The organism is Vagococcus sp. JNUCC 83 (genome assembly GCF_053667615.1).
The window spans coordinates 2,351,573-2,365,190 of record NZ_CM132204.1; the positions used below are offsets into that span (position 1 = coordinate 2,351,573).

A 13,618-nucleotide genomic window follows, 5' to 3' on the forward strand; every position below is an offset into this window, starting at 1 on the left:
TGGGTACGATGGAAAAAGAGATAAAAGTGACGTTTAGACCTGCAACAGAACTAGACGCAGATATTATTTTAAGTTGGTGGAATAATGGTGAGATTATGAGCTCTGTTGGTTATCCAAACGGTTTGAATATAACTAAGAAAAACGTTATTGAGTCTATTCGTTCTTATCAAGTAGACGCATATTCCAACTTTTTATTAGTATTAGACGAGAGTGACTTTGTTATTGGTGAGTTTTGTTATAAGATAATTCGAAAGAAGATAGCGACGTTTGATGTGAAAATTGGTCAATTAGAAAAGCAAGGGCAAGGATACGGATATCAAACTGTTTTAAGAGGAATAGAGTATATTAAACAAGAACTTTCTATTGATAAAATTGAGCTTAGCGTAGCTCCAGAAAACTATCGTGCTGTAGCGTTGTATCGTTCTCTAGGATTTAAGAAAGTAAACACGCTAAAAAATCATTGGAAAGATGGTTTAGGAAATAATCGAGATACAATAGTGTATCAATTGGATGTGAGAGAGAGGAATGCTCAATGAAAGAAATATTATTAAAAAAAGTCCATGCAGAAAATTTTGTGTTTTCGGATAAAGAGGTACATTGGCTAATGGAAAACATAGGAAACACAGATGCCGTTATTCGAGATGAGATAGTATTTAGTTCATTGGCCAGTGGTCTTGTAGAAGGGACGCTTACTTTTGAACAGTTTGCCTATATTAAGGATAAAACGATTAATGAAAATTTAATTTTTTATCACATAGAAGAGGGATTGCCCACAACGTTAACTAGGAGCTTTTCTGCGTTGTTAAATGGTTTTATCGTGCAAGTAGATGGTGACCATACTTCCTTGTTTTATCATTCTTTAACTGAAGAGGAACGACAATACTTTTTTAATTCATCTGTGAGTTATTTACAAAAAGAGTTTGATAGAACGGGCTATTCAGAAAAATATGGATGGGTTCATGCTTTTGCGCATGGCGGAGACTACTTAAGTAAGGTTGTTAGTCATGATTTGTTTCAAGCGTCTCAAGTTGCTCACGTATTAGAAGCTATTAGACGAATCATATACAGAACAGAAGTACCTTTTCTCGATGAAGAAGAAAAACGAATCGCTCACGTACTTTTTATGGGTGTAAAGCATAAAAAGATGTCTAATAAGCTTTTAATAAACTGGATACAGAGTGTGTCGTTTCCACTTGATAACAATTTGGATTTTTATCGCTTAGCAATGTTTAAAAATATGTTAGCTTATATCTATTTCCACTGTTTATCATCCAATTGTTTGGATATTGAAATTGAAAAAGAGTTATTAGATTGTTTAGCACATTATTAGGACATTTAAAACACCTTACTTTATAATAAGGAGGTTTAGACATGAAAAGGATAATGATTATTGGTTCACCAGGCACAGGAAAGAGTACGTTTGGCCGTCAATTAGAGGGGAAATTATCAATACAGTTGTACCATTTGGATAAATTATTTTGGAAACCTAACTGGGAAATGAGTACTAGAGAAGAACAAATAGAGATACTACATCAAGTGGTTCACCAAGATAAGTGGATAATAGATGGAAATTATAGTAGTACACTAGATATCAGAGTGAAACAAGCGGATACCATCATTTATTTAAAAAGAACGCGATTAATTTGTTTGTACCAAGTTTTGAAGCGAGTTGCTAGATATCGTGGAACAACTAGACCAGATATGCAAGAGGGATGTCCAGAAAAAATAGACAGTTCATTTATAAAGTGGATATGGCATTTTCCAAAAAATCATGAACCATTAATTAGGGAACAACTTACCCACCTTAATGAATCCCAAAAATTAGTGATGTTGACTAGTAAGAAAGAAATGACCCAGTTTTTACAACTTATAGAAAGTGAGAAATCATATGCTGATTAAACCAACAATAGAATGGCAGAAAGAAATTTTAGAGTATAGAAAGGATTTTTTGAGTCAACCAAATACTCGGTGGATTGGTGGCTCTAGTGGTCTATCCAATTTTTTAGATATACCTGAATGGCTAAATCATTTAACGTTGTACGAATCGTATGAAACAATCCCTGATAAGTCATTTGTGACAGGCGAACAATACATATATATTAGAGAAATGGATAGAAAAATTGTAGGAATGATTCATTTTAGACATGATTTAAATGAATTTTTGTTGCAAATAGGTGGACATATTGGCTATTCTGTTTCACCATCTGAAAGAAAAAAAGGCTATGGCACTAAGATGTTAAAAGAGTTATTACAGATGAAAAAAGAAAGTGATTACGATAGATTTCTAATTACCTGTAATGATGATAACTTTGGGTCTGCAAAAATTATTGAGAATAATGGTGGTATATTAGAAAACAAAGTATATGATGAATCTGATAATCAGTTGATTAGAAGATATTGGATAAAAAATTAACCACTAACACTATTTAGCGTTGGTGGTTAATTTTTTTTATGATGTCGTTAACGACTTGTTCAAGAGGATTATTTATTTTTTCATGTTGTGGAACAGACTGAAAAGCGTCATTTATTTCATCAACTTTACTTTCTCCCCACTCAATTAAAGCAGGTGGTCGCTCTTGTAGTCGAGTGATAATCGTTTCCTTAGAGACATCTAGTTGGATGTGGCATAAGGGAATGGCGTCGTTTTTTAAACAATGGATGATTCCCTCAACCGCTTCAGGTTTGTAAAGTGTCATAGGAACAATGATATCGCCATCATATTCTTGATAGATTTTCTTCAATAGGTAAGTATTCCACTTACGCCATTCAGGGTAATATTGAAAATCACTTTTTTGCATACAAGTAGGTAAGTTTGAGCGAAAAATATCCCCAATGTTTTCGGGGTCATACAAAAAAGACGGCTGAATTCGATTGGTTAATTCAGTAGCAATCGTTGTTTAACCAGCACCAAAAGCTCCATTTATCCAAATTATCATGTGGGTATTCTCCTAGTCTTTAATGTTGATAAGTTTATCATAAGCAACTTAAAAAATCTAACTAATCAAGAGAGACTGTTTTTAGAACGTCTCCTTTTTGATTCATAAACTTTACCGTTTTAGCATCTTTTATAAATTCCTTATCCAAAGAAACTAAGATGCTTTCGTTATGCTTCATAGACCAATCGAAACTATAGCCGATTACTACTTCAATTGTTTTTGAAGAATCATCACGAGTGGACATGTAAGAAGACATGCTTCGATAAAAGGGAATAGACGTGTCGACGACCATATCACCATTTTTATTAAGTGTTTAAAGCATATCATATGTAAAAACAATTGAATATTATGACTAACTCATATTTAGTATCATGCTAAATTTTTTAAGTGAACAAATTACTCCGGTCACTTTGAACAAAAAACATACAATAAATGATTATTTTGCACATAGATTTATGTGTTTAGAAAACGGTATCATTTGAATGAAATGAATGTGAAAGAGGGTCTATTTAATGAAAAAATTTCGAATTGCCGCGACTGGTGTATCGATGAATTATATGCCTCAATATTTAGCCTATGAATTAGGATTCTTTAAAGAGGAAGGGTTAGATGTCATATCTTATACCCCAACACCATGGGTCAAAGGATTAGATGATATAAATCAAACAGATGCTGATGCGTTATTGGGAGGTATTTGGGTACCTATAATGTATCACGAACATATTAAAAATTATGAATCTGTCGCAAAAATTGCCTCAAAATGCCCACTATTTATTGTGTCTAGAGAACCAGTTACACCATTTAGTTGGAAAGAAATGGAAAATAAACGTGTGTTAGTTTCTGGTGGTGATGGCGCGAGTCACTATGTTGCTGCGCTAGGAAGTGCACAAAAAGGAGGAGCGAATGTTTCAAATATACGATTCATTCATGACTTTTCTACATCAATGTTGTGTGAGTTATTTGAGGGAGGATTTGGTGACTTTATCGTTTTACAGCCAGATGTTGCCCATGCAATGATTGCAAAAAATAAAGGACACTTCTTTTGCAATTTAACTGAAAATGACACAAAAATTCCATGGAGTGTTTATTATACACTTCCTGAAACCATTAAGTCTGACACTGACAAGTTCACTCGATTTGTTTCTGGTTTACAAAAAGGAACGGATTATTTATTAGATCATGGTGGTAACGCCTGTCAAGACATTATTCAAAAATACTGGCCTCATTTATCTGTTGAGGAAGGTATTAGAACCATTGACCAATTTATTGCCCAAGGAATGTGGACCCGTTCAGTAAGAATTAATGAAGATGAATTGATGGATTGGCAAAAAGATTTGCAGTTAGGTGATTTAATTGATCAACCTATTCCTTATCACACACTAGTTAATAACGGACCTTATGATGCCATGTTAAACAAAAGAGAGGATGGTCAGTAATATGAAAATAATGGTAGCAAATCCCAATAGTAATAAAGAATTAACAGATGTTTTAATGGAATCTGCAAGAAAAAATATAACAGATGCATCTATTGAATTAATCCCATTTACTAATCCGTTAGGCTCTAAACATATTGATTCAGTGTTTGGCGATTACCAATCTGTCTGGTCTTTTGTTAGGGCAGTACTAAAGGAAATAGAGACTGTGAAGCCAGATGCACTTGTCTTAGCTGGGTTTGGAAACTTTGGTATGTTTGCATTAAAAGAAGCTCTTTCTATTCCGGTGATTCCAATAGCTGAAGCTTCTCAGATGATTGCGCCAATGCTAGGTCACCGTTACTCTATTTTAACTGTATTTAATCAAAATATTCCTTATCAAGAAGATTTGACACGACTGTTAGGTATTGAGTCGAAATTAGCTTCAGTTAGAGGTATTGAGATGAATACTGATATTGTTGAAACAACAGACTCAACTAGAAATGATTTAGAGTACACAATCGGTAAACTTATCCAAGAAGATGGTGCTGAAGTAGTTGTTTTAGGGGGGGCTCGTTTTGCGCCATATGCTGATTCATTGAGTGAAACATTCAATATTCCGGTAATTGATCCCGTAGCACTAGCTGTTCAAATGGCAGTCATGTTTGTTGAAAGCGGATTATCTCAAAGTAAAATCAGAAAATTTAACTACCCACCTCAACCAATTGCTGATTATTTTGTTGGCAAAGAAGAAGGGGAGTAAAAATATGTTAGATAAAATAAAAAACTCAAGCTTGTCGATGCGTATTGTCGTTGGCTCAATTATTGGAATTATTATCGGTCTTGTTTTTGGAGAGAGTACAGCCAGCATCCAATTCCTAGGTGATATCTTTCTACGATCAGTAAAAATGTGTGTGCCACTGCTTATCTTTTGTTCAATTGTTGAAGCAAGTGCATCACTACCTCTTCAAGAATTGAAATCAGTTGGCTTCAAAACATTAGGAGTCTTTTTTGTCAGCACGTCTCTTTCTGCTGTTTTATCCGTTATTGTAGCTAAATTTTTCCCACCAATTTTAAATATTACTGTACCTGGTAAAGGAGCTTATGAGGGAGCAGCAGGTAGCGAAAGTATTCAAGAAACGCTAGTTAATTTTATACCGGATAATGCTGTTGCAGCTTTAGCAAATGGTACGATTGTACAAATTATTATATTTGCTGCATTGTTTGGTATATCAGTGAATATACTAAAAGAGAGCAATCCTGCAGTAAATAGTGTGTATGAATTTACGTTAGGATTAAGAAAAGTGATCATGCAAATTGTAACCATCGTGATGATCTATGCGCCAATTGGTATTTCAGCTATGATTGCAGGTGTTATTGGAACAAGTGGTGTAAGTGCTCTTGCTTCATTAGGACAAATTCTGTTGTTAGTCAGTGTGGTAGATATTATTTTCTTTGCGGCATATACCCTCTACATGTCTATCCGATATAAACTAAACATTGTACAATTGCTAAAAAATAGTTCAAGTATTATGTTAATGGCATTTACTACAACATCTTCTGCAGTGACATTACCAGTTGCTTTGAACGAAGTGCCAAATAAAATGGGAGTAAAAGAAAGGATTTCCAATTTTGTGTTGCCACTTGGAAATGCTTTGAATACAAACGGAGCCCCAATTTCTAATATCTTATCAGCAGTTGCTTGTGCGTCAATTTTTGGAATAGAATTTACGACATCAAAACTTATTTTGTTAGGATTGTTTGCTGTAGTTGCTTCATTTGGTAATCCAGGGGTACCTGGTGGCGGAATTGTCTCAATGGCCATCGTATTTCAAATGATTGGTATACCAGTTGAGGGAGTTGCAGTCTTTGCTGGACTAGATTATTTCTATTCACTAACACGAGCACCATTAAATGTGATGGGAAATGTGTATTCTTCGATTATCGTCAGCAATAAATTAGGAGAGTTTGACAAAGAAGTATTTGACGCTAAAAATTAAACGATTGAGATTGATTTAAATTATTACAAAAAAAGCAAAGTACGGAACCCTTTTGTACTTTGCTTTTTTGTTGTGCTTTAATGATACACCTTATACGTTATACTCTTTTTTTCAAACGTTTAAGACGTGGATATCGTGTTCAGATATATAGGTCGTGTATGGTTCTGTAAATTGTTTGTTAGTGATAAGTACGTCAATATCACCTAAACCAGCATATGTTAGTAGGGTTGAGCGATCAAATTTGGTTTCATCTGCTAATAGAAATTTTTTGTTTGCTTTGTCCATTACTTGACGTTTAATTTCGTACTCCATGATATCTGAATTCATTAAACCATTGTCAATAGAGACAGCAGTTGCTGCCATAAATGCTTTGGTAATATTATATTTTACAGATAATTCATCATTTTCGACACCAACAAATGATCGTGTAGGCTTTTTGAAAATGTGACCAATTAAAAAAATAGTTGCTTTTCTTAGCTTTTCTGCTTTTAATACAACATCTAAACTATTAGTAATAATGATCAATGGTATATTTTCATCAATGTAATCTAAAATATATTTAGTTGTTGTACCGGAATCGATATAAATTAAATCGTCAGGTTCAATAAACGTTGCTGCCTGTTTAGCTATTTCTTTTTTTTCCTCTTTATTCTCAATATTTCGATATTCAAAGTCAACTAACGTTCCTTCTTTTACACTGACTCCTCCGTAAACCTTTTCAAATCGTGAATCATTTAAAATTTTATTCACATCTCGTCTAATCGTATTCATCGATACATTGAATTCGTCTTCTAATTCTTTTAAACTTACATGATTATGATCCAAAATATATTGTTTCATTGATTCAAATCGTTTTTCTTTCATATATTTTCTCTACTTTCTATCATTTATTCTATCATAACATTCCAACGTAAGTTTATCAAGAGTTTATCATTTTAACTATAAATTAATGATTTTTTTGAATAAATCATTAAAAATTATTGACTAATGAATAAATTAAAGTTAATATTAAATCAAAGTTTAACCAAAACAACCAAAACATGACAATGGAAATGGTATGTTTTAAGTAAATATATGGAGGGTAACAAATGGCGATTAGAAAATTAAAAAATTATATAAATGGTGAGTGGGTAGAAAGTCAAACAACCACATACGAAACAGTAGTTAACCCTGCAACAAAAGAAGCAATGTGTGATGTGCCACTCTCAACTCGTGAGGATTTAGACCATGCAGCAACAGTAGCGCATGAAGCATTTCAAACATGGAAAGAAGTCGCTGTACCAAGACGAGCAAGAATTTTATATAAATTTCATCAGTTATTAGTTGAAAACAAAGATGAGCTAGCTAAATTAGTCACGTTAGAAAATGGAAAGGCTTTATCTGAAGCTTATGGTGAAGTTCAACGTGGTATTGAAAACGTAGAATTTGCTGCAGGAGCACCAACTTTAATGATGGGGGATAATTTATCTTCTATCGCAACAGATGTTGAAGCAAGTGTTTATAAATACCCAATCGGAGTGGTTGGTGGAATTACACCATTTAACTTTCCGATGATGGTTCCATTCTGGATGTTCCCAATGGCGATTGCTACAGGAAATACAGTGGTATTGAAACCTTCTGAAAAAGCCCCGATGTTAATGGAAAAAGTAGTGAGTTTATTAGAAGAAGCTGGTCTTCCAAACGGTGTATTCAACGTTGTTTTTGGCGCACATGACGTTGTAAACGGTTTATTACAACACCCAGATATTAAAGCTATCTCATTTGTTGGGTCACAACCAGTTGGTCAATATGTCTACACCGAAGGGTCTAAAAACTTAAAACGTGTCCAATCTCTAACAGGAGCTAAAAATCATACGATTGTATTAAATGATGCAAACCTTAAAGACAGTATCCCTGCCATTGTAAGTGCGGCATTTGGATCAGCTGGTGAACGTTGTATGGCTGCTGCAGTGGTAACAGTAGAAGAAGGTATCTACGATGACTTTATGGCAGAATTAACCAAAGCGACAAAAGATATCAAGATGGGTAATGGATTAGATGATGGGGTGTTCTTGGGACCAGTTATTCGTCAAGAAAACTTAGATCGTACCTTAAACTATATCGAGCAAGGTGTTGAAGCCGGTGCAAACTTAATCTGTGACGGTCGTGACCAATTAGATGAAGATGGCTACTTTGTTGGACCAACTATTTTTGAAGGTGTAACAACAGATATGACAATCTGGAAAGATGAATTATTTGCTCCAGTATTATCTATTATGAAAATTAAAGATTTAAAAGAAGGAATTTCTATTGCCAATGCATCAGAGTTTGCCAATGGTGCTTGTTTATTTACTAATAATGCGTCAGCAATTCGTTACTTTAGAGAAAACATTGACGCTGGTATGTTAGGGATTAATCTAGGGGTTCCTGCTCCTATGGCGATGTTCCCATTCTCAGGTTGGAAATCTTCATTCTACGGAACGTTACCAGCAAATGGAAAAGCAGGCGTTGATTTTTACACACGTAACAAGGTTGTGACTGCCCGTTACGCACGTAGTGACGTGTAAAAGGAGGAAATAACATGGTTGATTTAAAACGACGTCCCTATAAAAAAGAATTATCTGAACACGTGGTGGAATGCCATCACGTGACACGTGAGGCGGACGGATTACGCTATATTGAAATGCGTATCTTAAATTTATCGGACGATGGCATTTATACGGAAAAATTAACGGATTTAGAAGCGTGTATTGTTGCCATGTCTGGAAAAATTGACGTAACAGTTGGAGATGAGTCATTTAAACAAATTGGAAATCGTCAAGACGTGTTTGACCGAGTGCCAACGGATAGTGTCTATGTCTCAAGTGGTAAAGCATTCCAGATTACGACAAGTGATGAAGCTAGGGTGCTAATCGCTTATGCTCCAAGTAAAAAAGAATTACCAACTACTTTAATTAAAGCATCAGATAATACAGTGGAACATCGTGGTAAATATCAAAACAAACGTACTGTTCACAATATTATGGATGATCAAAGTCCCATTTCAGATAAATTGATAGTGGTTGAAGTGTATACAGATAGTGGTAACTGGTCTAGCTACCCCCCTCATAAACACGATCAAAACAATTTACCACATGAATCATTCTTGGAAGAAACCTATTATCATGAAATGAACCCTAAACATGGATTTGTGTTCCAACGAGTGTATACCGATGATCGTTCGTTAGATGAAACAATGACTGTAGAACATGAAAATGTGGTGTTAGTACCAAAAGGTTATCATCCAGTATCAGTCCCTGATGGATACGATGGTTATTATTTAAATATTATGGCAGGGCCAATCAAAAAATGGCAATTTCATAATGACAAAGATCATGAATGGATTTTAAGTAGAGATTAATAAAAAGGAGTTTAACTATGACAACTTATGATTTAATTGCCGTTGGTCGTGCGTGTATTGATTTAAATGCAGTCGAGTATAATCGTCCAATGGAAGAGACAGAAACATTTAGTAAATATGTTGGAGGGTCTCCAGCGAATATTGCAATTGGTGCTTCAAAATTAGGATTATCTTGTGGATTTATTGGGAAAATTCCTGATGATCAACATGGTCGATTTATCTCAAATTATATGTCTGGTGTTGGAATCGACACCAGTAATTTAGTGGTTGATACAGAAGGACACAAAGCAGGATTAGCTTTCACTGAAATCCTCAGTCCATCAGAATGTAGTATTTTAATGTATCGGGATGATGTGGCTGACTTATATTTAGAGCCAAGTGAAGTCAATGAAGAGTATATTAAACAAGCTAAAATGTTGGTTGTATCGGGAACAGGCTTGGCACAAAGTCCTAGCCGTGAAGCCGTGTTGAAGTCGGTTGCGTTAGCGAGAAAAAATAATGTTAAAGTGGTTTTCGAATTAGATTACCGTCCTTACACATGGAAAAACGCGGAAGAAGTATCTGTTTACTACTCAGTCGTTGCAGAGCAATCTGATGTGGTGATCGGAACACGTGATGAATTTAATATGTTGGAAAACGTAACAGAAGGAAATAACGACAAAACAGTCGCGTATTTATTCCAACATGCACCTGAATTAATTGTGATTAAGCATGGTGTGGAAGGGTCATATGCTTATACAAAAGAGGGCGAAACATTCCGTGGTAAAGCGTATAAATCAAATGTATTAAAAACGTTTGGCGCGGGAGATTCTTATGCGGCAGCTTTCTTGTATGCCTTATCGAAAGGAAAAACCATCCAAGAAGCCTTACAGTATGGTAGTGCTTCAGCTGCCATTGTGGTAAGTAAACATAGTTCCTCTGAGGCAATGCCAACAGTAGAACAAATTGAAGCGTTAATGGAAGAACAATCAAACTAAAAGGAAGTAAGCTAATGAGAGAAACCATTCGATTAACAACAGCACAAGCATTAGTTAAGTTTTTAAATCAACAATATATCTATGTTGATGGCGTGGAAACACCTTTTGTTGAGGGAGTATTCAATATTTTTGGTCATGGTAACGTCTTAGGTCTAGGTCATGCTCTAGAAGAAAATCCAGGGCATTTAAAAATAATGCAAGGTAAAAATGAACAAGGAATGGCTCATGCGGCGATTGCTTATGCCAAACAAATGAAACGACAAAAAATTTATGCAGTGACTGCTTCAGCTGGACCTGGTTCGGCAAACATGATTACAGCAGCAGCAACAGCACATGCGAATAATATTCCTGTTTTATTTTTACCAGCAGATACTTTTGCGACACGTCAATCAGATCCAGTGTTGCAACAACTAGAGCATGAATCTAGTATTTCACTAACAACAAATGATGCGTTTAAAGCGGTATCACGATATTGGGATCGTGTGACGCGTCCTGAACAGTTGATGTCAGCGTTAATTCGAGCATTTGAAGTGATGACAAATCCGGCAACAGCTGGACCAGCAACGATTTGTTTACCGCAAGATACTGAAGGGGAAGCATTTGATTTTGATGCCTCATTCTTTAAAAAACGTGTTCACTATTTAGATCGCACAAATCCAGTTGAAAGAGCCTTGAATGACGCACTAGATAGAATCAAAGAAAGCAAACGTCCAGTGATGATTGTGGGTGGTGGTGCGAGATATTCTGGTGCTGGCGAGGTAATCCAACAGATTGCAACGCAACATAATATCCCATTAGTTGAAACACATGCAGGTAAGTCAACTATTCCAAATAGTTTTGCTTATAACTTAGGTGGTACAGGTATCTTAGGGACATCAGCAGCTAATAAAGCGATTGAGTCTGCTGATTTAGTGATAGGAATTGGCACTCGTTATACCGATTTTACCACGTCATCAAAGACAGCATTTGATTATGATAAAACACGATTTATTAATATCAATGTGAGCCGAGTACAAGCATATAAATTTGATGCCTTACAAGTAGTGGGTGATGCGAAGGCTAGTTTAGAATGGTTTAGTCAACATCTTGGTAATTATAAAGCCAGTTATGGTCATGAGTTAGAAGAATGGCAAAAAGAATGGCAAGAAGAACGCCAACGTTTACATAATATTGTCTTTAATAGAGAAACATTTAAAGCAGAAATTGTGGATCATTTTTCACAAGAGATCATGAATGACTATGCTGATGTGCTGCAAACTGAATTTACTCAAACTAATGCACTCATCACGTTAAATGATACAGTATCAGATGACAGTATTGTCGTTGCTTCAGCAGGTTCTTTACCAGGTGATGTCCAACGTTTATGGGAAACGGACACAGTCAATACATATCATTTAGAGTATGGGTATTCATGTATGGGGTATGAAGTAGCAGGAGCGTTAGGAGCAAAATTAGCTAACCCAAATCAAGAAGTCTATGCTGTATTAGGTGATGGTAGTTTCTTGATGTTACATACAGAACTTGTGACAGCACTTCAGTACAAACAAAAAATTAATGTGTGTTTGTTTGATAACGCTGGATATGGCTGTATCAATAATTTGCAAATGTCTAATGGCGGTGGAAGTTTCAACTGTGAATTACGTGATATTGATAATCAGATTATGGCAATTGATTATGCGATGGTTGCAAAAGGATACGGGGCAAAAGTGTATCGTGTTACCACACGTGAAGAACTTGTTGCCGCACTAGAAGATGCGAAAAAACAAACAGTGTCAACATTGATTGACATTAAAGTATTACCAAAAACAATGACTGATGGATATGGTGGTTGGTGGAATGTTGGGGTATCAGAAGTATCAGATAATCCTAATGTGACACAAGCATGGAAACAACGAGAACAAAAGTTAGAAAAAGCGTGGAAGTATTAAGGTTGGGGAATATAGCTAGCTAAAAAAGGTGTTAGCTATATTTCTTTTAAAAATAAAGAAAGCGCTCTTTTTGAGCCAGGAGGATACTATGACAATTAAGTTAGGGATTGCACCAATCGCTTGGACAAATGATGATATGCCAGAATTAGGTCAAGAGAATACGTTTGAACAATGTGTCAGTGAAATGGCATTAGCAGGGTACACAGGAACAGAAATTGGAAATAAATATCCGAAAAATCCAGAAGAATTAAAAAGCTATTTAGAACCACGTGGCTTATCCGTTGCGAGTGCATGGTTTAGTGCCTTTTTAACTACCAAACCATTTGAAGAGACTAAAGAAGCATTTATTTTACACCGTGACTTTTTATATGCAATGGGCGCAAAAGTTATCGTTGTCTCAGAACAAGGACATAGTGTACAAGGACAAATGGATACACCTGTTTTTGATAAAAAACCTGAATTTACAGAAGAAGAGTGGAAAAAACTAACGGATGGCTTAGAAAAATTAGGTGAATTGGCAAATGAAAAAGGTATGTCGATTGTTTATCACCACCATATGGGGACAGGGGTTCAAACAACAGATGAAATCAATCGTTTGATGGTTGAAACAGATCCTAAAAAAGTATCACTATTATATGATACTGGTCATTTGGTTTTCTCAGGTGAAGATCCGATTGACGTGTATCAGACGCATAAAGACCGCATCAAACATATTCACTTTAAAGACATTCGTCAGGAAAAAATGGAAGAAGTTAAAGCTAATTCATTTAGTTTCTTAAAAGGCGTAAAAGAGGGAGTCTTCACTGTACCAGGAGATGGGATGATTGATTTTATACCGATATGGGAAGAAATTGAAAAAGATGGGTACGAAGGTTGGATAGTGGTTGAAGCAGAACAAGATCCAGCAAAAGCGAATCCATTTATCTATGCAAAAAATGCTCGTGAATACATCAATTCAGTTACGAAACTGTAATTAAGGGAGACGG

Annotated in this window: 15 protein-coding genes; 12 read left to right on the forward strand and 3 right to left on the reverse strand. The window is 35.4% G+C overall.

Going from position 1 to position 13,618, the window contains the following annotated elements; genetic code table 11:
• Positions 1-8: 8 nt before the first annotated feature.
• The 4 genes from JNUCC83_RS11555 to JNUCC83_RS11570 are packed head-to-tail and all read left to right on the forward strand — an operon-like array spanning position 9 to position 2,413.
• Complete coding sequence (locus JNUCC83_RS11555) at positions 9-536, forward strand: GNAT family N-acetyltransferase (protein WP_454460100.1); 528 nt, start codon at positions 9-11, stop codon at positions 534-536.
• On the forward strand, positions 533-1,330 hold the full coding sequence (locus JNUCC83_RS11560; protein WP_454460101.1) for a DUF2785 domain-containing protein: 798 nt from the start codon (positions 533-535) through the stop codon (positions 1,328-1,330). The genes JNUCC83_RS11555 and JNUCC83_RS11560 overlap by 4 nt, the downstream gene beginning before the upstream one ends.
• Before the next feature lie 41 nt (positions 1,331-1,371).
• On the forward strand, positions 1,372-1,899 hold the full coding sequence (locus JNUCC83_RS11565; RefSeq protein ID WP_454460102.1) for a DNA topology modulation protein: 528 nt from the start codon (positions 1,372-1,374) through the stop codon (positions 1,897-1,899).
• Complete coding sequence (locus JNUCC83_RS11570) at positions 1,889-2,413, forward strand: GNAT family N-acetyltransferase (protein WP_454460103.1); 525 nt, start codon at positions 1,889-1,891, stop codon at positions 2,411-2,413. The genes JNUCC83_RS11565 and JNUCC83_RS11570 overlap by 11 nt, the downstream gene beginning before the upstream one ends.
• A gap of 13 nt (positions 2,414-2,426) precedes the next feature.
• On the opposite strand, the gene JNUCC83_RS11575 is transcribed toward JNUCC83_RS11570, so the two are convergent.
• Together JNUCC83_RS11575 and JNUCC83_RS11580 are read right to left on the reverse strand one after the other, a co-directional pair.
• The gene (locus JNUCC83_RS11575) at positions 2,427-2,741 is read right to left on the reverse strand and encodes a hypothetical protein (RefSeq protein ID WP_454460104.1); all 315 of its coding nucleotides are present in this window, start codon (positions 2,739-2,741) and stop codon (positions 2,427-2,429) included.
• A 256-nt stretch (positions 2,742-2,997) separates the two neighbouring features.
• Positions 2,998-3,228 (reverse strand): hypothetical protein, encoded by a 231-nt coding sequence (locus JNUCC83_RS11580; RefSeq protein WP_454460105.1) that lies wholly within the window; start codon positions 3,226-3,228, stop codon positions 2,998-3,000.
• Between the two features lie 220 nt (positions 3,229-3,448).
• Between JNUCC83_RS11580 and JNUCC83_RS11585 the strand changes: the two genes are divergently transcribed.
• Genes JNUCC83_RS11585 through JNUCC83_RS11595 form a run of 3 tightly spaced genes read left to right on the forward strand, consistent with a single transcriptional unit; the run spans position 3,449 to position 6,348 of the window.
• A complete protein-coding gene (locus JNUCC83_RS11585; RefSeq protein WP_454460106.1) occupies positions 3,449-4,372 on the forward strand; it encodes an ABC transporter substrate-binding protein in 924 nt (307 codons plus the stop codon).
• A 1-nt stretch (position 4,373) separates the two neighbouring features.
• Entirely contained in the window at positions 4,374-5,111 is a 738-nt protein-coding gene (locus JNUCC83_RS11590) for an aspartate/glutamate racemase family protein (RefSeq protein ID WP_454460107.1), read from the forward strand.
• A gap of 4 nt (positions 5,112-5,115) precedes the next feature.
• The gene (locus JNUCC83_RS11595) at positions 5,116-6,348 is read left to right on the forward strand and encodes a dicarboxylate/amino acid:cation symporter (RefSeq protein ID WP_454460108.1); all 1,233 of its coding nucleotides are present in this window, start codon (positions 5,116-5,118) and stop codon (positions 6,346-6,348) included.
• 111 nt (positions 6,349-6,459) lie between these two features.
• On the opposite strand, the gene JNUCC83_RS11600 is transcribed toward JNUCC83_RS11595, so the two are convergent.
• Entirely contained in the window at positions 6,460-7,212 is a 753-nt protein-coding gene (locus JNUCC83_RS11600; RefSeq protein WP_454460109.1) for a DeoR/GlpR family DNA-binding transcription regulator, read from the reverse strand.
• Positions 7,213-7,436: 224 nt separating this feature from the next.
• Between JNUCC83_RS11600 and JNUCC83_RS11605 the strand changes: the two genes are divergently transcribed.
• The 5 genes from JNUCC83_RS11605 (at position 7,437) to iolE (ending at position 13,605) form a co-directional block, all read left to right on the forward strand.
• The gene (locus tag JNUCC83_RS11605; protein ID WP_454460110.1) at positions 7,437-8,894 is read left to right on the forward strand and encodes a CoA-acylating methylmalonate-semialdehyde dehydrogenase; all 1,458 of its coding nucleotides are present in this window, start codon (positions 7,437-7,439) and stop codon (positions 8,892-8,894) included.
• Between the two features lie 14 nt (positions 8,895-8,908).
• Positions 8,909-9,727, forward strand: a complete 819-nt coding sequence (gene iolB / locus JNUCC83_RS11610; RefSeq protein WP_454460111.1) for a 5-deoxy-glucuronate isomerase — start codon at positions 8,909-8,911, stop codon at positions 9,725-9,727.
• Between the two features lie 17 nt (positions 9,728-9,744).
• The gene (gene iolC, locus JNUCC83_RS11615; RefSeq protein ID WP_454460112.1) at positions 9,745-10,704 is read left to right on the forward strand and encodes a 5-dehydro-2-deoxygluconokinase; all 960 of its coding nucleotides are present in this window, start codon (positions 9,745-9,747) and stop codon (positions 10,702-10,704) included.
• Positions 10,705-10,718: 14 nt separating this feature from the next.
• Positions 10,719-12,632, forward strand: a complete 1,914-nt coding sequence (gene iolD / locus JNUCC83_RS11620) for a 3D-(3,5/4)-trihydroxycyclohexane-1,2-dione acylhydrolase (decyclizing) (protein ID WP_454460113.1) — start codon at positions 10,719-10,721, stop codon at positions 12,630-12,632.
• Between the two features lie 88 nt (positions 12,633-12,720).
• Positions 12,721-13,605: a myo-inosose-2 dehydratase gene (gene iolE, locus JNUCC83_RS11625; RefSeq protein WP_454460114.1), complete on the forward strand. Its 885-nt coding sequence runs from the start codon at positions 12,721-12,723 to the stop codon at positions 13,603-13,605.
• The last annotated feature ends 13 nt before the right edge of the window (positions 13,606-13,618 follow it).

Bases quoted from the DNA above. Each gene is read 5' to 3' on its own strand.
- JNUCC83_RS11555 (WP_454460100.1), top strand. From the start codon at position 9: ATGGAAAAAGAGATAAAAGTGACGTTTAGACCTGCAACAGAACTAGAC.
- JNUCC83_RS11560 (WP_454460101.1), top strand. From the start codon at position 533: ATGAAAGAAATATTATTAAAAAAAGTCCATGCAGAAAATTTTGTGTTT.
- JNUCC83_RS11565 (WP_454460102.1), top strand. From the start codon at position 1,372: ATGAAAAGGATAATGATTATTGGTTCACCAGGCACAGGAAAGAGTACG.
- JNUCC83_RS11570 (WP_454460103.1), top strand. From the start codon at position 1,889: ATGCTGATTAAACCAACAATAGAATGGCAGAAAGAAATTTTAGAGTAT.
- JNUCC83_RS11580 (WP_454460105.1), bottom strand. From the start codon at position 3,228: ATGGTCGTCGACACGTCTATTCCCTTTTATCGAAGCATGTCTTCTTAC.
- JNUCC83_RS11585 (WP_454460106.1), top strand. From the start codon at position 3,449: ATGAAAAAATTTCGAATTGCCGCGACTGGTGTATCGATGAATTATATG.
- JNUCC83_RS11590 (WP_454460107.1), top strand. From the start codon at position 4,374: ATGAAAATAATGGTAGCAAATCCCAATAGTAATAAAGAATTAACAGAT.
- JNUCC83_RS11595 (WP_454460108.1), top strand. From the start codon at position 5,116: ATGTTAGATAAAATAAAAAACTCAAGCTTGTCGATGCGTATTGTCGTT.
- JNUCC83_RS11600 (WP_454460109.1), bottom strand. From the start codon at position 7,212: ATGAAAGAAAAACGATTTGAATCAATGAAACAATATATTTTGGATCAT.
- JNUCC83_RS11605 (WP_454460110.1), top strand. From the start codon at position 7,437: ATGGCGATTAGAAAATTAAAAAATTATATAAATGGTGAGTGGGTAGAA.
- iolB (WP_454460111.1), top strand. From the start codon at position 8,909: ATGGTTGATTTAAAACGACGTCCCTATAAAAAAGAATTATCTGAACAC.
- iolC (WP_454460112.1), top strand. From the start codon at position 9,745: ATGACAACTTATGATTTAATTGCCGTTGGTCGTGCGTGTATTGATTTA.
- iolD (WP_454460113.1), top strand. From the start codon at position 10,719: ATGAGAGAAACCATTCGATTAACAACAGCACAAGCATTAGTTAAGTTT.
- iolE (WP_454460114.1), top strand. From the start codon at position 12,721: ATGACAATTAAGTTAGGGATTGCACCAATCGCTTGGACAAATGATGAT.